Consider the following 16,101-nt stretch of genomic DNA (forward strand, 5'->3'; position numbering starts at 1 on the left):
CGACTTTTTAGCGTTCTACGCGAACGTAGGCTTGCACTTGATCATCGTCAGTGCGCTGCATTTCGGGATGTTCCCAGTCCATCACTTCACCCAGGCCGACTACTAACAAGCCGCCCGGTTTTAACCGTTCCACCAGGGCATTCAATACATCGCGGCGCAACCAGCGACGGAAATACACCAAGAGGTTTTGACAGAAAATCACATCCACGTTCACCTGGGGTAATTGGCGCGCATGGATAATATTGCTTTGGGTAAAACACACGCGGTCGCGCAGCTTGCTCACCACTTCATAGCTACCGTCGGTACAAACCTGTAGATAGCGTTTGGCTTCGTCCGGTTTTACCTGCTCGGTGCGACGTTTGCTATAACGCCCCTTCCGACCGGCTGCCAGTGCCGACGAACTGATATCCATGGCGGTAATACCGTAGTAGGGGCTAATCGCCGCCAGCTCAAAACAGTCATTTACTACCATCGCCAGCGAGTAGGGTTCTTCACCGGTCGCACAGCCCAAACTCCAGACATCAAAACTACCTTGCAGCGACTGATTGTTAATCTTTTGCTGTAGGTAGCTGCGCACATACTCGATGGATTCACGGTGGCGGAAAAAGCTGGTTTCCTTGACCGCGATTCGGTCAATCAAGCGCGCCCATTCGAGCTTGGAATCGATACTGTCCTGCGCCACAAAGTGATAATAGCTGTCGTAATCGTCATAGCCCAGGTCGCGCAAGCGCGAGTAGATCTGCGATTCCAGCCAGGCTTTTTGTTGAAAAACCAGCTGGATACCGGTGCGCTCCTCCAGCAGTTTGCCCCACTGGACAAACTGGTCCTGGCTGAGTGTCGGTAGTGTGCGTAGTGACCAGGCCATAGGTACTTTCTGTGAGTTACAGGCTGCGCCGCCAGGATCGCTGGCGGCGACTGCTTATCAGGCTTTTGAGGCGTTGGCGAAGATATCGTCGTCAGGCAACAATTCTTCATCCAAATCAATGACATCCGCGTTCTGGTCAAAGTCCATGGCTGGAGTAGTAGCCATGGCTTTGCGCGCGGCATTAGCGCGGCCTTCCGACATGTCCTCTTCCGGCAGTTTGAAACCAGCTACGGATTCACGCAGGTCAAGTGCCATTTCGGCGAGGTTACCAATCGACTGCGCGGTAGCAGAAGTACCGGCAGAGGTTTGGGTAGTAATCTCTTGAATAACATTCATCGTGTTGGAGATGTGACCCGCCGACGATGCTTGTTGGCGCGCGGCGTTCGAAATGTTCTGGATCAATTCCGCCAAGCTTGAAGATACGTTTTCAATTTCTTCCAGTGCCACACCCGCATCCTGTGCAAGGCGCGCACCGCGCACCACTTCAGAAGTGGTTTGTTCCATCGAAATTACCGCTTCGTTGGTATCGTTCTGAATGGTTTTTACCAGCGCTTCAATCTGCTTGGTTGCGGCTGCGGAACGTTCCGCAAGGCGTTGAACTTCGTCCGCTACCACCGCAAAGCCGCGGCCTGCGTCACCTGCCATCGATGCCTGAATTGCCGCGTTAAGTGCGAGGATGTTGGTTTGGTCCGCAATGTCGTTAATCAAGCTTACGATATCCCCGATCTCTTGTGACGATTCACCGAGGCGTTTAATACGTTTGGAGGTGTCCTGGATCTGCTCGCGGATGGTATCCATCCCGTGGATGGTGTTCTGTACCACTTTGGCGCCGTTGCCCGCGATCGATACTGCGCGCTCTGCTACCGCTGCCGATTCGGCGGCGTTTGCAGATACCTGGTCAATGGTCACAGCCATCTCGTTTACCGCGGCGGATGCACCGGCGATTTCTTGCGCCTGGTGTTCAGAAGCTTCGGCGAGGTGCAATGCCGTTTGCTGGGTTTCTTGCGCAGCGGCCGATACGTTTACCGCGGTTTCGTTGATTCGCGCTACCAGAATACGCAGCTGGTCGATGGTGAAGTTGATAGAGTCAGCGATCGCACCAGTGAAGTCCTCGGTTACGGTTGCAGTAGTGGTCAAGTCACCGTCCGCAAGGTCGGCCAGTTCGTCGAGCAGACGCAAAATCGCAGTTTGGTTACGTTCGTTGGTTTCGGTGGTTTCGTCAGCGCGTTTGCGGGCGCCGCGATACTGGTTGAAGCCGAGGAAGAAGAGTGAAATCAGGGTGATGGCAGCAAACACAATTACCCAGGTGTTGTTAACAAAGGGGCGATTGTCGGCTTGCTGGGCAATTTTATCGGAGATAGCGGCCAGACTTTGCAGCAGCTGGGGAGTATCAACCAGCAGCGCATCGGCAGCTTGACGAGCGCGGGTCAGGGTTGCAGAACCATCAACCATTTCCTGAATTGACTTGCTCACACCATCAAACAACAGGGTGATTTGATCGAGACTGGCGCGGGCTTGCGGATCAGATACGCGAGTGATACGCAACGCCGGGTCGCCCTCTTTCATCGCGCTCAGTACCCGGGCATAGAAGTTGGCATCGCGGTTAAACTGGTCGGCCGCATTGCCAGCATCGGCATCACCGCGCAGCATTTTATCCACGTTACGACCAATACGTTCGGCGCGCCAGGAGAGCAGCTGGGCCTGAATCGCCTGATCGGCAGGAGCGCCGGATTCGAGCAGGATATCCACAATATTATTGTGTTCGGTCTGCAGCGTTGGCAGGTTGTCATTCAGGGTATTACCCACATTGTTGAGCGATACAATCAGATCCTTGTTGGTGGCTATATCCTGGGCGTTGTTTTGCACACCCTTCCAGATAGCACCGAACTTATCAAACTCGACACTGAGTGCCTTGCGAGTGCGCTCGTCGCTAGTGCGCAACATGTCCCAGGTGCCGCTCATGCTGCTCACCACCCCGGTCAACTCACCAAAGGCTTGTTCATCGCCCGAGGTGGCGTCACGTGCCAAAGACGTCAGACGATACGCTTGCGCACGCAAGTCACTCGCCTGTTGCAAGTAGCGTTGGTCGTTCGTTTTACCCTGGTTAATCAGCACCAGAAGTACTACCGCCGCCACAAACGATCCGATCAGCAAGACCGTAGCGATGATAGTCGCGGGTTTCGCCCGGAAAGCGGCAATTTTTGACTCAGTTTTCATCTACACACTCCTACACCAGCATTCGGTTTTATTTTTTCTGTCCACTATGCTTTTTGCGCGGGTCAAAAAGCCTGATATTGCCTTGCGATTGTGAATCTACTACGACTTGGCCGCGTTGGTGAAACGCGGATCCTCGGCCAACAATGCAGGTCTGAATAGCGACCAGCGCTCGCCTCCTTGAGGATAACTGCCCGTGACAAACGGCAGGATGGCATTGGGTACAGCGCCAGCCTGTTCAGTGTATTCATCCATGGGGAAATGTTGCATACCAAACACCTGATCGACGATAAGGCCAGAATAAAGTGTTTCGGTTTCGAGAATTAAGACGCGACGGTGTTTGCGTGAACTGCCCAGGCGATCGCCAAAAAACATCGCCAGATCAAACAGCGGCAGCAGACGACCGCGCACATTAGCAACGCCTTTGACCCAGGGCTGAACACCGGGCAAGTGCGTGTGATTGGGAACTTCGAGCATTTCCGACACTTCGCCGATGGGGGCGACAAAATAGCTGCCCATCAGGGAAAAGCCAATGCCGCTCCAGTGGGGGCGAATATCTGCCTGTGCCGGCAAGCCGCGCGCGGCGGCCCGGCTGCGCTGGGCTAATGTAAGCAGGGCCTGAAACGCGGCCTGTGGTTCTGACATATCTCTGTCCATAACTGTCGTGCATCAACACAGAGATTTTCGGCCTGGCGAGCCTGAGGTCGGTGAATGATGCTTGTTGTTATTGTCTATTCATCATCCCGGATGGTGACAAGCTTGTCCTTTATTACGCCAGTACTTCGGCCATAGCGGCCATCAGCACTTCCTGGGTGATCGGTTTGGATAAATAGGCTTTGGCGCCTTGGCGCATACCCCAAACACGGTCAGTTTGCTGGTCTTTGGTGGTGAAAATAATCACCGGAATATGGGCAGTTTCCGGGGTTTTGGACAGCTGGCGAGTTGCCTGGAAGCCGTTTAGGCCAGGCATCACCACATCCATCAACACCACATCGGGTAGCTCTTTTTGCGCCATGGCAATACCTGCTTCACCATTATCGGCCGTCATTACAACATGGCCGTTTTTTTCCAACATGCTGGTGAGCTTGTAAGTTTCGGTGGGTGAGTCGTCAATAATTAATACTCTGGCCATAAATGCTCCAAAAAAACATATTAGGTAGCCGCAGTGGTTGCGGTTAATCGTCAGTAATTATTTGGATGAAGCCCCAGCTGACCCTGTTGGTATTATTGCGTTTGAGCGCAGCGGGAGAACAACCAAACTCGCCCCGAGAGGATCGGGGCTTGCCTATCAGGATGCTTTCAAATGCTTGACATGGGCTTCAATGGCGCCCAGCAACTCGCTTTTACTAAAGGGTTTGGTGAGGTATTGATCGGAGCCGACAATACGCCCTTTGGCTTTGTCGAACAGACCGTCTTTACTGGACAACATGATTACCGGCGTAGTCTTGAATTCACTATTATTTTTGATTAACGCACAGGTTTGATAGCCGTCGAGGCGCGGCATCATGATGTCGACAAAGATGATATCGGGGCGGGTGTCGGCAATTTTCGCCAGGGCATCAAAGCCATCGGTAGCGGTAATCACCATACAGCCTGCTTTTTTAAGCAGTGTTTCAGCCGTGCGACGGATGGTTTTACTGTCATCTATCACCATCACTTTGAGGCTTTCGTAAGTTACTTCCATACTCTGACCTTGCCTTTTGTTATTGCCACAGCTGATTTATTGACTGTAGCTGCCAGATATACGCGTGATTTATTGAGATCTATGGACGCGCCAGATAGTCACCGGTTAGCAGGCGTCAAAATAACGCCACTAAAATGGAGCTAAACTTTTAACATAGTTTTTAGGCTTGCGCCATAACTAGTTGAATATATGAGTAATCCGTACAGTTTTTATAATCATTTGAGAGGTAGAAACACGCGGCAATAACCTTGCTTTAATTCTACCTAGCCTTTAACTTTAGTTCCCACTTGGTGCGCTGCAGGGTTTTTATGCCGGCGGCAAATCCCACTTTCCGTATTTTCAGTTGAGCATCCTTTATGGCTATCTCTCTTGGCGTGGTGATGGATCCCATCGCGGATATTACTTTTTATAAAGACACCACCCTCGCGCTGCTATTGGCGGCGCAGGAGCGCGGCTGGGATTTGCACTACATGGAGCAGAAAGATCTCTACCTATTACAGGGTGAAGCGCGCGCCAGCACGCGCAATTTGTTTGTCGCCGATAACAGCGACAGCTGGTACGAATTAGGGCTGCAAGAAGATAAAAAACTCGGCGATCTGGATGTGATCCTGATGCGCAAAGACCCACCGTTTGACAATGAATACATTTATAGCACGTATATTCTCGAAGCAGCGCAACAGCAAGGTGCGCTGGTGGTGAATGACCCACGCAGCCTGCGCGACTGCAACGAGAAAATCTTTGCCACCCAATTTCCCCAGTGCTGCCCGCCGGTGTTAGTGAGCCGCGATATGCTGCGCCTGCGCGAGTTCCACAAACACTATGGCGATGTGATTTTTAAGCCGCTCGATGGCATGGGCGGCAGCCGTATCTTCCGCTGCCGTCAGGACGACCCCAACGTGGGTGTGATCCTTGAAACCCTGACCGAATTTGGCCAGCAGTTGATTATGGCGCAGCGTTACATCCCCGCCATCAGCGAAGGGGACAAGCGTATTTTGGTGGTGGACGGTGAAGCCGTGCCCTACTGCCTGGCGCGTATTCCCGCGCAGGGCGAAACCCGTGGCAATCTGGCGGCAGGCGGTACCGGTGTCGCCCAGCCACTGACTGAAAAGGACCGCTGGATAGTCGCGCAAGTTGCGCCCGTATTAAAAGCCAAAGGGCTGATGTTTGTCGGCCTGGATGTGATTGGTGAATACCTCACTGAAATCAATGTCACCAGCCCAACCTGCGCCCGTGAAATCGATAAGGCCTACAACACCGGAATTGGGTCACGGCTTGTCGATGCCATAGCGCGTAAATTAGCGCTCCGTTAAACCTGCCCCTTCAGTGACACGCCAGAACTAGTCGCCGGTGAAAAAAACCAGAGTCAGCAGCATGAATCAGGCCATTGCCTTTGAACAGCAAACCTTAGCGACCGCACCGGTGGATAGTGGCGATCGCCTGAGTTTTACCTTTTTTCTGGCGATAGTGGTGCATGCATTATTGATTCTGGGCATCAGTTTTAAATTGCCCGATCACAGCAATACTTCACAGACCATTGAAATTACCCTCGCCACTCACAAAGCGGCGCGTGCGCCGGATGACGCCGATTTTTTAGCCCAGCACAATCAGGAAGCCAGCGGTACGCTGGATGAAGCCAAACAGCTCACGACCGAGCGCCAAGCTGAATTTGCCGATACACAGGTGCGCGACGTTAACCCGGTGCCACAGCAAGCCGCTGCCACCCAAAAACTCAAAGAGCAGCAGCTGATTACCACCCAGTCGCGCAGCACCCATGTTGCGCAAATGACGCAGAACCCGGATGAGCGCACGGAAGTACAGCAGCGCGAAGGGCTAACGGACGATCAACTGATGGTTTCCGCCGAAATTGCCAGCCTGCAAGCCAAATTGGATAAACAGCGTCAGGAGTACGCCAAGCGTCCGCGGGTACGCACCCTGACCTCGGTATCCACCAAAGAATCTTTCGATGCCAAATACCTGCATGACTGGAGTACCAAAGTTGAGCAGGTTGGTAATCGCAATTACCCCAAAGAAGCGCTGAACCGCAAAATAACCGGCCATTTGCGTCTGTCGGTGGTAATCAACCCCGATGGCACCATCTATGAAATTAAAGTATTGCAGTCCTCCGGCCAGCGCATTCTGGATGATGCCGCGCGCCAAATAGTGCGCCTGTCCGCACCCTTTGCCCAGTTCCCCGCCGAGATCCGCAAGCAGGCCGATCGCTTGCAAATCATCCGCACCTGGAATTTTGAGATCACCGGCAAACAATCGACCATCACGACCACAGCCAATTAGGGACAGGAATAAATTTTCCCCCAGCGCTTGTTTTAGCTCCTGTTGGCCTCATACTGAATCCATGAACGATAAACCTGACTTTCCAACCGATATTGACGAGCTCACTCCCGGCAGCCTGCGTGATCACTTTTTGATTGCCATGCCCGGGCTCAACGACTCGTCTTTTGCGCACACCGTGACTTACATTTGTGAGCACAGTGAACAAGGCGCCATGGGCGTAGTGATTAATATGGCGACACCCATGTTGCTCAAAAAAATTTTTGCGCAAATGGCACTGAGCGATGTATCCGATCTGGGTGAGCAAATTGTGATGAGCGGCGGCCCGGTGCAACCGGAGCGCGGTTTTGTATTGCACAGCCCGGATACCAAATGGCAATCCACACTGGAAATCTCTCCCGAGATCAGCCTCACTGCCTCGCGCGATATTATCGTGGCGCTCGCCGAAGGGCATGGCCCCAAGCATTCGCTGATTGCACTGGGTTATGCCGGTTGGGGCGAAGGCCAGTTGGAAGCAGAAATTGCTGCAAACTCCTGGCTCACCGTGCCAGCGGACAAAAATATTATTTTCAACACCCCGCTTGAACAGCGTTGGACGGCGGCGGCCCAAGCCTTGGGTATTGATGTGAATTTAATTGCCAGCACCGCTGGTCACGCCTGATCGATACCCATCATCCATGACGATTAAATCCCTGCTCGCATTTGATTACGGCACCAAAAATATTGGTGTCGCCACCGGTCAAACCATTACTCGCTCCGCCAATGCCCAAGCGCAATTAAAAGCCCGAGACGGCGTACCCGACTGGGCCCAGATCGAAAAGCTGTTGCAGGAGTGGCAACCGGATTTGGTATTGGTAGGCTTGCCACTCAATATGGATGGCAGCGAAAGCGAATTGAGTACACGCGCACGCAAATTTGCCAACCGCCTGCATGGCCGCTTTGGCGTAAAAGTGGAATTGGTGGACGAGCGCCTGAGTAGTTTTGAAGCCAAAGGTGAAGTGATGGAACAGGGCGGATCACGTCACTATAAACATAACCCGGTGGATTCTATTGCCGCGCGCTTGATTTTGGAAAGCTGGTTTGAGCGGCAATCCACCTAAAATTACCGCTCTGCAATTGCGCTGCTGCGTTTTTTATTTTTCAACACGCTGATAATTTTTAATCACAAACTGCGCCACAAAACCCAGGTTGCGATACAGCGGCTCACCCGCTGCTGACGCCTGCAAGGTCAAATATTTTCCACCCATCACCACCGCTTGCTGAATTACCAACAGCATCAGATTTTTGGCGATGCCCTGCCCGCGAAAATTCTCCCGCACCCCGACCAAATGCGCACCAATAATGTCACCGGTTTTATAAATCAACGCTGTTGCTGCGGGCTGATCATTTTTTTTGACGAGCAATAACTGGACATTGCTGTCGGCAATTAAGGGTTGCAGCGCATTGATATCGATCCAATAACCAAATGCTGCACTAGCAGTCTCCGTCCATGCAATCAGTTCTGGTGTCGTTTGCACTTTAATAATATTCAAGGGTGAAAAGTCTTGTTGCGTTAGAGTTTGAAAGTCTTGTTGCACAATTGTTTGCAAATCAAGATACATCGCCAACTGCTCAAACAAAATTTGAAAACATTCATCCTGTAAATACCGCTCCAACTGCGCGGCTTGTTCACCGGCGCCAGTCCACACCGGAATTACCGCGCGCGTAGGTAGGCAATGTAAAAAATGGTTGAGTTCATTAATTTGCGCCGAGGTTGCATGCCATTCAAACCAAAAACGATTGGGCCAGGTGGGCGAAATACTTAATCCATCGGTAGCAAATTCTGAATGATCTTCCACGCCCATTTTTTGCCACAGTGATGTCAGGTTGGCGATATTCAATTGATCTAATGCTTGCATATTTATCACTCTGCGTTAACGTCGATTAATTAATACGATTCCTGCAATCATGGCGAGTACACCCATCGATTTTGAAAAGGTGATAGGTGTTTTGGGTAAATCAAACCAACCATAATGACTGATTAACATCGCAATCAATAATTGCCCGGTGAGTGCAAAAGACATCATCGGGCCAACACCCATGCGCGGAATCAAAAAATAAAAAGATGCGACACCAAAAGCGCTAATTGCACCGGAAAACCATAAATAACCCGGCACAGTGTAAATGCTTGTCGCCGATGGAAATTGACGCGCAGTCATAGCAGCCACAATCAGCGCACAACCACAGGCCACCATAAAAGTCACCGCTGCCGCAAGCAGCGGACTTTTTAATAACACCCCCAACTGCGCATTCATGCCCGCCTGAATTGCGATAGCGGCGCCCGCTAGCAAGGCAAGCAACGCAACATAATTCACAGCCTTGTCACCATGTCGTGTAGTTCAAAACGCACTTTGCGCTCCTGTGCAGTGCGATCTTGCGGGTGGCGTTTACCAATAGGGCAAACCGCCGTAGTGGTAAGATTTTTTTCGCGCAAACCTAATACCCAATCGTAACCTTCAGCTTCAATACCGGTCATTGGGCAAGTGTCAATTTCCATTAGCGCGGCGCAGGTAAGCAAATTTCCCAATGCGATATAAGCTTGTTGGTGCGCCCACTCTTGTCGCTGTGCATTGTTCATTTGCGCCAACGCCGCGTTGTAGTGCTGCGCCATATTGTGCAACTGTGTGGGTGCAACCTCGCGCACAGCTGAAAATTGTTGGATGTAGCGATCAACCGTTGCATCACCCACATTCGTATGCGCGGCAAAAATAATTAAGTGAGAACAATTGGCGACTTTGTCTTGCCCGAAAGAAAATTCAACTAATTGCTGGCGAATCCTGGGTGATTCAATCACCAGCAAATGATAAGGCTGCAAACCGTAAGAGGACGCACTCAAGCGTGTTGCTTCCAATAATTGCTGCAATTGTTCGGGGGCGATGCTATCGCTGGAGAATTCACGCACGGCGTAGCGCCAGTGCAAAGCCTTTATCAAGTTCATTCGTTACTCCTGCTGTGATAGTTGTTAACCAGCATAAAGAGCGAACAAACCCAAATCATTTACATAGGTTGATAGATTACAGTTTTTTGCGAATGCGGCTGAGTTGGGTGGGGGTAATTCCCAAATGTGATGCGATGTGGTGTTGTGATAAGCGTTCAAGTAAAAAGGGATATTCGCGCATAAAACGCACGTAGCGCTGGGTGGCATCTTCCTGAACGATTGCAATTTCGCGCGCATCCTTGGCGAGCAACCAATTGCGTTCCAAATAATAGATCTGGAATAGTTTTAAATCATCGCGCTGCAATAAGAGTGCGCGATAGGCGGGAAAATCAATTTCAATAATCTGCGCAGGTTCAAGTGCAACAATGGTAAAGGCCGAGGGAGTATGGCGTAGCAAGGCTACCATTGAGCCGGGAAATGTGCCTTCGTAAAAAAAGTTTTTATTGTACTCAGCACCTTTTTCGTCGGTGATAAAAGATCTGAACAACCCGGAATAAACAAACGAAAAAGAAGGTGGAATTTCACCCAGGGCGTACAGCACCTGATGTTTACTGAGCGTGCGAAATTTGCAAATCGTAACCAATGCCGCCCAGGTCTCCGGGCTAATGGGCGCGTAGGATTCCATGGTTTTTTTCAGTTCATTAAACGCATCAGCCGTTGCACTCATTAACTCGTTATCCAAAAAAACCAGTAGGCGTTGATTCTAGGGAGTTTATGCAAGGTCATTCAAGGCATGAATGCCATAAAATAAAAAGCCCCGGTGTTTGCACCGGGGCCTGGTCGTTTAGATCGCCATCAGGTGATTAGTTTTGGCAGGATACCTTACCCAAACCCAGCACATAAAAACGGTCGCCCGCCAGTGGTGAGTTGAATGGCATCTCGCCGTATTTACCCGCCGTGGCGCTCAGGTAGTCAACCAAATCCTGACCTGCAGCAAAGCGCCAGTTGTTGAGTGTGGTTTGTGAGGCAGAGGAATAATTGCTCATTAAATTCGCCACCGTACCGGAACTGATGGTAAAACCGGTTTTGGTCGATTCATCCACATTACATGCTGCATCACCAAACCAGAGGAAGTTGCGCTCACCGCGATAGTTACCGCCGGTCACATCCTTAATCAGGTTGCCTTGCAGTTCCGTAAGCGATGCGGCCAAGTCAGATTTTTCCTGATGAATGCGATTGACCACAAACATATTGTCTTCCTGCAATACACTCGCACCGACGCGAATGCTCAACAGATCCTTGCGGTAGTTGATAAATGCATTGTTCAACATGTGGGAGCTGCCACGGCGGATCAGCGGTACGCGGCGCAGGGTATTGCCCAGCAAGTCATAACTCGCATCGCGAGTCACAAATAAATTGTGGTGCATAGTGGTTCTGATTTGCGCATCGATGGTGTGGCTGTCGCTGGAGCTGTGCAGTGTTGCGCGTTTCACATCGAGAATTTCATTGAACGACATGGTGATGCCATAAGCACCCACTTTCACATCAAACGCCGAATCGCCGGTGGTATCAAAGGTGTTTTTGTGAATCCAGATATCGTGTGATGCACCGGTGGAGCGGATCATATCCGGGTCGCAATAATGGTCTTCGGTGTGGCCTGCGCCTTTAAAGTTAAGGTGCGTGAGGATGACACTGGTCGCGGTTTGGGTGGGCGAGCCAGTGGAGTCTTTACCAATCGCAAAACCGCTAAACAGGAAGTACGCCTCGCTGCCACGGCCATCGATAGTTTTGTTGGAGCCTATCACCGGGTTGCGAATCGGGTTGTTGGATTTGTTCATCGCGGTGTTAAAAAATTGCGTTACACAATTTGCACTGCTCACACCATTTTTTGCGCACCATTGCGTGTAGTTCACACACTCGGCTTCCGTTGCGCCGAGCAGCGATTGCACTGTCGGGTTGCTGCAACCCAAACGGTACATGCCAATTTCGTGAGGCTGCGCAAATTGGATTTTGTCGAATACGATCCAGTTATGCTCTTCGCCAGTAATCGCATTCAGGATTTGCTGCTCAACCGAGGTGCTGGAATTTTTGGTGATAATAGTGAGTTTGCTATTACCGTTAGGGTCGTATCCACCCTTGGCGTTTTCACCGTAACCCACCGGTTTGCCCAGGGTTTTGGAGAGACACTCTACAATCGCCTGATCCGATTGCAGCGAAGTATCGCGCCAGTTCACCGAGGGGTTAGTCGCCAACTGGATACACTCGGCGCTGATGGCACCGCTGGAGGAATTCACCGAGGATGCGCTGCTGTTGACCTGGCTTGATGCCACACTGGAACTACTCTGAGCGGTTGATGAAGGTGCAACTGATGAAGGCGTTGAGGAGGCCACCGATGATGAGGCCGGTGTGCTGCTCGGCGCTACTGATGAAGCTACCGATGACTGGCTGCTGGAGGAGTTGCCCACCACCGTTCCACCGGTCACTGATAACTGATCCAGATTCGGGCCGCCATCGCTGGTGGTGGATACCGCGCGAATCACATTGCTACCGGCATTCAAATTAGCCGTGAGCGATTGTGTCGCCCAGGTCGCCCAGGCGCCGGTGCCGTTAAACGCCAGCGCGGAATTGATCACCGTGCCATTGACACTGATCGCCATGGCGCGATTGCTGGTGGTGCCATTGGCATAGCGGAAGGTGATAGTCGCGGTGCCGGCACTGGCTTGATTGACGGTCCACTGGGCGGAACTGCCGACCAGATTGTCGAAGTTCACAAACCCGCTGCCGTTGTAGCCTGTGTGATTGGATTCCACTGCCGCTTGCGACAGGCTGCCACTCTCGGCTTCGTAGCTCACTGTCTGGCTCGCGGGTGCGCTGCTGGATGCCGGGGTACTGGATGCGGCAACACTGGACGGCGCTGAACTTGAGGCGACGGCACTGGAAACAACTGAGCTGGAGCTGGCAGTACCACTGGCGTTGTACACCTCAATCTCCGCCATGCGCAGGGGTGAGCTGCCGCTGACAATCAGGTTCAGTTTTTTCATCGACACCGAACCCAGGTTCACAGTGCGCGCGGCGCCTATGCCAGAACCTGTCGCCAATACCGCGCCGGTATCGTTGTTCACCAGCTCCCAGGCGCCTACGGTGCTGCCTGACTCGCGCAGGATCACCGTATTAAAGTTCACTGCACTGCCCCACTTAACCGAGACGCGTTGGTTGGAGGTGCCGCTGGCTTGGGTATAGGTGCCGGTGTCGCCATCGCGTACCAGCTTGGTGTCGTTAAAACCCGAGCCATCGGCGCCCGCGCTGGGGCCGGTGATAGCAAGGTTTGCACCCAGGGTTTGTGCGTGTACTGCAGTGGCAAGCAAGCTGGCGGCACTGAGCACCAATCCCCGGCTTAGCCAATGCATGCAGTGCTTGGACGTGTGTTTGAAAATAGTCATCTCGATTACCTTTGAATTTATTGTTTATCGAAAACGATTGGCGTCACTGCGAGGGGCAGCGCCGAAGCGGATGCCCCTGAAGACGGATTGGTAAAATCAATTACGGCGAGATTTTTCCTACCCCGGCATTGGCCATAACGATGGCCGGTACATTGGCAGCGGCATCCATTTGTACCGCGTAGGGCACCGACACCGAGCAGGTGGATTGCAATTGGCCACTCACCACTTCCGGAATAACCAAAGCGCCATTACCCACCGTGCGGCTGTAGTAGATGTAGGGCAATACCGTATTGTCGTTATTGGTTTGCCAGCAGCCGGCAACATCGGAATCGTCGGAGGCCAGCAGCGGGTTGTTGACGTTGTAGAAGTAGTTGCTCTCCACCAGCGCCTTGGCGTTCATACGCGAGTTAATGGCATGGAACATGTGGTCAATACTGTCGTTCGACCAGTAGTTGTTGTACATGTGCACTAACGCGTGGCGGATCAGCGGGGTGCGCTGTTCGATGTTTTTGTACCAGTTGTGATGGAAGGTGATGTTGGTATTTTTGTTGTCGCTATCGCTCGAGCCAATTAATCCCGCACGGCTGGAATCGTTGTAGAGGTTGTAGGAAACCGTCACGTTGGTCACCCCGGCTTTCATATCCAGCAGCGAATCGTAACCGTCTTTTTCGCCACCCGAAGCTTCCAGCCAGTTGTGGTCGATCCACACGCGATCCACATTGGTTTCCAGGCCGATAGCATCACCGCCGTTGGAGGTGGGTGAACCGCTCTTCTTCACATTACGGATATGCACGTTTTGGATGATGATGTTGGATGCATCGCGCACATGGATGCCCATTTCATCAAACAGCGCATTGGTGCCCACCCCTAGAATCGAGATGTTGCTCATCGCCTTGATTTCAATCACATCCGCCTGGGTATTACAGCCCTGGGCAGTGGTATTGCCGTGATTGATAGTGCCATTGACCCGGATCACTATAGGTTCACTCATGGTGCTGCGACCGCAGAGCGCCGCATTCAATTCCGTACCCGTCGACACGGTAACGACGCTACCTCCGGCACCGCCAGTTACACCGGCATGAGCCGCAAAACCTTCCATTTTCGCCGGGCGAATCGCCCCATTGTTAGAGGATGCACTGCTGGAGGTGTTAGCCACCGAACTGCTGCTTGGCGCAACCGAGGAGGCGGGCACACTGCTCGGTGCAACGGACGACGCCGGTACACTGCTAGGTGCAACCGATGACTGGCTGCTGGAAGAGTTAACAACCACTGTTCCACCGGTCACTGACAGCTGATCCAGATTCGGGCCGCCATCGCTGGTGGTAGATACCGCGCGAATCACATTGCTGCCGGCATTCAACTGGGTTGTCATGCTTTGCTCAGCCCAGGTTGCCCAGGCGCCGGTGCCATTAAACGCCAGCGATGAATTGATCACCGTGCCGTTGACACTGATCGACATAGCGCGATTGCTGGTAGTGCCATTGGCATAGCGGAAGGTGATAGTCGCAGTGCCCGCACTGGCTTGATTGACGGTCCACTGGGCGGAACTACCCACCAGATTATCGAAGTTCACAAAACCGCTGCCGGTAAAACCGCTGTGGTTGGACTCCACTGCCGCTTGCGACAAACTGCCGCTTTCAGCTTGGTACACAATCGTTTGGCTGGAAGGTACGCTTGAAGCGGAGGTACTGGACGCGGCAACACTGGATGGGGCGGCGCTGGAAGCTGGCGCCGACGAAGCCGTGCCGCTGGCGTTATAAACTTCAAATTCGGCCATCGCCGGGGCGCTGGTCGCATTCACAATCAAATTGATTTTTTTGGTGCTGCGTGTGCCTAAATTTACCACCTGCTCGGCGCCGATACCGGTGCCCGTCGCCCACACAGTGCCGGTGTCGTTATCGACCAAACTCCAGCTGGTCACTTTGCTGCCCGCTTCACGCAGGATCACCGTATTAAACGTCACCGCACTGCCCCACTTGACCGACACGCGCTGGTTGCTGGTACCTGAGGCTTGGGTGGCGGTGCCGACATTACCGTCGCGCACCAGTTTGGTGTCGTTAAAGCCGGAGCCATCGGCGCCAGCGCTGGGGCCAGTAATGGCAAGGTTGTCACCGAGTGTTTGTGCTTGAACGGCACTGGCCAGCAAACTGGTTGCCGCCGCGAACAGGGCGTAACGGCCCAGTGAGCGCACAGGGATATTGTTTTTCATTGTTGATACCTATTCCACTTTTAGTTATTGGTTTCTGCGGCGTCTCGCCCTGCACAGGTCAGGACTTGCAGCCGATGTCGTTAGGACATAGCGATAACACGGCCAATAAAGACCGGACGAGGTAGTGACCGAGGAGCCGATAGGTGCATACCAAAGGTCGCACCGGGCTTGAGGCTGCTGGGTTACAGCGCAGCACTTGTGGGGTATTGGTGTTCGTCTGTGAACGGGACCCGGGAATCAACCCACGGGGCTTTTTGAGCGACAGGGTTAAACCCGTCGTTCTGCCAAAGCTGTGGATTTGGGGTTTGCCGGTGCAGTGGGATTATTATGTTTTTACCCATCACACCCAGCGGGTGGAACTGAACGAAATGGTGCGCCTGACCGCTCATAGCGTCAAGAGGGAAATTGCCGTTTTCAGCCATACTTTGTGATGAAAACAACATTAACCGCCACAAAAACGATTACATATTTTAATAATAATTA

The 16,101-nt window shown here is 52.4% G+C and carries 16 protein-coding genes; 5 read left to right on the forward strand and 11 right to left on the reverse strand.

Annotated features, from left to right (window positions below):
- Positions 1 to 7: 7 nt before the first annotated feature.
- From NNX04_RS14080 to pilG, 5 genes are all read right to left on the reverse strand, one after another.
- Positions 8 to 865, reverse strand: coding sequence for a CheR family methyltransferase (locus NNX04_RS14080; protein ID WP_261946177.1), 858 nt, complete (start codon positions 863 to 865; stop codon positions 8 to 10).
- A gap of 57 nt (positions 866 to 922) precedes the next feature.
- The gene (locus NNX04_RS14085; protein ID WP_040391078.1) at positions 923 to 3,082 is read right to left on the reverse strand and encodes a methyl-accepting chemotaxis protein; all 2,160 of its coding nucleotides are present in this window, start codon (positions 3,080 to 3,082) and stop codon (positions 923 to 925) included.
- A gap of 99 nt (positions 3,083 to 3,181) precedes the next feature.
- Positions 3,182 to 3,724 (reverse strand): chemotaxis protein CheW, encoded by a 543-nt coding sequence (locus tag NNX04_RS14090; protein WP_007639224.1) that lies wholly within the window; start codon positions 3,722 to 3,724, stop codon positions 3,182 to 3,184.
- Between the two features lie 124 nt (positions 3,725 to 3,848).
- On the reverse strand, positions 3,849 to 4,211 hold the full coding sequence (locus NNX04_RS14095; RefSeq protein ID WP_261946178.1) for a response regulator: 363 nt from the start codon (positions 4,209 to 4,211) through the stop codon (positions 3,849 to 3,851).
- A 156-nt stretch (positions 4,212 to 4,367) separates the two neighbouring features.
- A complete protein-coding gene (gene pilG, locus NNX04_RS14100) occupies positions 4,368 to 4,763 on the reverse strand; it encodes a twitching motility response regulator PilG (protein WP_007639219.1) in 396 nt (131 codons plus the stop codon).
- A 356-nt stretch (positions 4,764 to 5,119) separates the two neighbouring features.
- On the opposite strand from pilG, the gene gshB reads away from it, so the two are divergent.
- The 4 genes from gshB to ruvX all read left to right on the forward strand — a co-directional run bounded on the left by gshB (position 5,120) and on the right by ruvX (position 8,152).
- A complete protein-coding gene (gene gshB, locus NNX04_RS14105; protein ID WP_040391073.1) occupies positions 5,120 to 6,073 on the forward strand; it encodes a glutathione synthase in 954 nt (317 codons plus the stop codon).
- A 61-nt stretch (positions 6,074 to 6,134) separates the two neighbouring features.
- On the forward strand, positions 6,135 to 7,055 hold the full coding sequence (locus NNX04_RS14110; RefSeq protein WP_261946179.1) for an energy transducer TonB: 921 nt from the start codon (positions 6,135 to 6,137) through the stop codon (positions 7,053 to 7,055).
- A 61-nt stretch (positions 7,056 to 7,116) separates the two neighbouring features.
- On the forward strand, positions 7,117 to 7,713 hold the full coding sequence (locus NNX04_RS14115) for a YqgE/AlgH family protein (RefSeq protein WP_261946180.1): 597 nt from the start codon (positions 7,117 to 7,119) through the stop codon (positions 7,711 to 7,713).
- Between the two features lie 16 nt (positions 7,714 to 7,729).
- The gene (gene ruvX / locus NNX04_RS14120) at positions 7,730 to 8,152 is read left to right on the forward strand and encodes a Holliday junction resolvase RuvX (RefSeq protein ID WP_261946181.1); all 423 of its coding nucleotides are present in this window, start codon (positions 7,730 to 7,732) and stop codon (positions 8,150 to 8,152) included.
- Positions 8,153 to 8,185: 33 nt separating this feature from the next.
- Here the strand turns inward: ruvX and NNX04_RS14125 are convergent, their stop codons facing one another.
- From NNX04_RS14125 to NNX04_RS14150, 6 genes are all read right to left on the reverse strand, one after another.
- Positions 8,186 to 8,950, reverse strand: a complete 765-nt coding sequence (locus tag NNX04_RS14125; protein ID WP_261946182.1) for a GNAT family N-acetyltransferase — start codon at positions 8,948 to 8,950, stop codon at positions 8,186 to 8,188.
- 15 nt (positions 8,951 to 8,965) lie between these two features.
- The gene (locus tag NNX04_RS14130; protein ID WP_151055111.1) at positions 8,966 to 9,406 is read right to left on the reverse strand and encodes a DMT family transporter; all 441 of its coding nucleotides are present in this window, start codon (positions 9,404 to 9,406) and stop codon (positions 8,966 to 8,968) included.
- Positions 9,403 to 10,029: an NAD(P)H-dependent oxidoreductase gene (locus NNX04_RS14135; protein ID WP_151055113.1), complete on the reverse strand. Its 627-nt coding sequence runs from the start codon at positions 10,027 to 10,029 to the stop codon at positions 9,403 to 9,405. Before NNX04_RS14135 ends, NNX04_RS14130 begins: the two co-directional genes overlap by 4 nt.
- 76 nt (positions 10,030 to 10,105) lie before the next feature.
- Positions 10,106 to 10,696, reverse strand: a complete 591-nt coding sequence (locus NNX04_RS14140) for a Crp/Fnr family transcriptional regulator (RefSeq protein WP_261946183.1) — start codon at positions 10,694 to 10,696, stop codon at positions 10,106 to 10,108.
- Positions 10,697 to 10,832: 136 nt separating this feature from the next.
- Entirely contained in the window at positions 10,833 to 13,409 is a 2,577-nt protein-coding gene (locus tag NNX04_RS14145; RefSeq protein WP_261946184.1) for a pectate lyase family protein, read from the reverse strand.
- 100 nt (positions 13,410 to 13,509) lie between these two features.
- Complete coding sequence (locus tag NNX04_RS14150; RefSeq protein ID WP_261946185.1) at positions 13,510 to 15,618, reverse strand: pectate lyase family protein; 2,109 nt, start codon at positions 15,616 to 15,618, stop codon at positions 13,510 to 13,512.
- 143 nt (positions 15,619 to 15,761) lie between these two features.
- On the opposite strand from NNX04_RS14150, the gene NNX04_RS14155 reads away from it, so the two are divergent.
- Positions 15,762 to 16,049 carry a hypothetical protein gene (locus NNX04_RS14155; protein ID WP_151055122.1) on the forward strand — a complete coding sequence of 96 codons (288 nt, stop codon included), beginning with the start codon at positions 15,762 to 15,764 and terminating at the stop codon, positions 16,047 to 16,049.
- Positions 16,050 to 16,101 lie beyond the last annotated feature (52 nt).

Origin of the sequence: Cellvibrio sp. QJXJ, assembly GCF_024452345.1 — a bacterium.
Taxonomy (GTDB): domain Bacteria; phylum Pseudomonadota; class Gammaproteobacteria; order Pseudomonadales; family Cellvibrionaceae; genus Cellvibrio.

Coding starts and splice junctions, on each gene's coding strand:
- pilG (WP_007639219.1), bottom strand. CDS start 4,763: ATGGAAGTAACTTACGAAAGCCTCAAAGTGATGGTGATAGATGACAGT.
- NNX04_RS14090 (WP_007639224.1), bottom strand. CDS start 3,724: ATGTCAGAACCACAGGCCGCGTTTCAGGCCCTGCTTACATTAGCCCAG.
- NNX04_RS14115 (WP_261946180.1), top strand. CDS start 7,117: ATGAACGATAAACCTGACTTTCCAACCGATATTGACGAGCTCACTCCC.
- NNX04_RS14095 (WP_261946178.1), bottom strand. CDS start 4,211: ATGGCCAGAGTATTAATTATTGACGACTCACCCACCGAAACTTACAAG.
- NNX04_RS14110 (WP_261946179.1), top strand. CDS start 6,135: ATGAATCAGGCCATTGCCTTTGAACAGCAAACCTTAGCGACCGCACCG.
- ruvX (WP_261946181.1), top strand. CDS start 7,730: ATGACGATTAAATCCCTGCTCGCATTTGATTACGGCACCAAAAATATT.
- NNX04_RS14150 (WP_261946185.1), bottom strand. CDS start 15,618: ATGAAAAACAATATCCCTGTGCGCTCACTGGGCCGTTACGCCCTGTTC.
- NNX04_RS14140 (WP_261946183.1), bottom strand. CDS start 10,696: ATGAGTGCAACGGCTGATGCGTTTAATGAACTGAAAAAAACCATGGAA.
- NNX04_RS14125 (WP_261946182.1), bottom strand. CDS start 8,950: ATGCAAGCATTAGATCAATTGAATATCGCCAACCTGACATCACTGTGG.
- NNX04_RS14080 (WP_261946177.1), bottom strand. CDS start 865: ATGGCCTGGTCACTACGCACACTACCGACACTCAGCCAGGACCAGTTT.
- NNX04_RS14145 (WP_261946184.1), bottom strand. CDS start 13,409: ATGACTATTTTCAAACACACGTCCAAGCACTGCATGCATTGGCTAAGC.
- gshB (WP_040391073.1), top strand. CDS start 5,120: ATGGCTATCTCTCTTGGCGTGGTGATGGATCCCATCGCGGATATTACT.
- NNX04_RS14135 (WP_151055113.1), bottom strand. CDS start 10,029: ATGAACTTGATAAAGGCTTTGCACTGGCGCTACGCCGTGCGTGAATTC.
- NNX04_RS14085 (WP_040391078.1), bottom strand. CDS start 3,082: ATGAAAACTGAGTCAAAAATTGCCGCTTTCCGGGCGAAACCCGCGACT.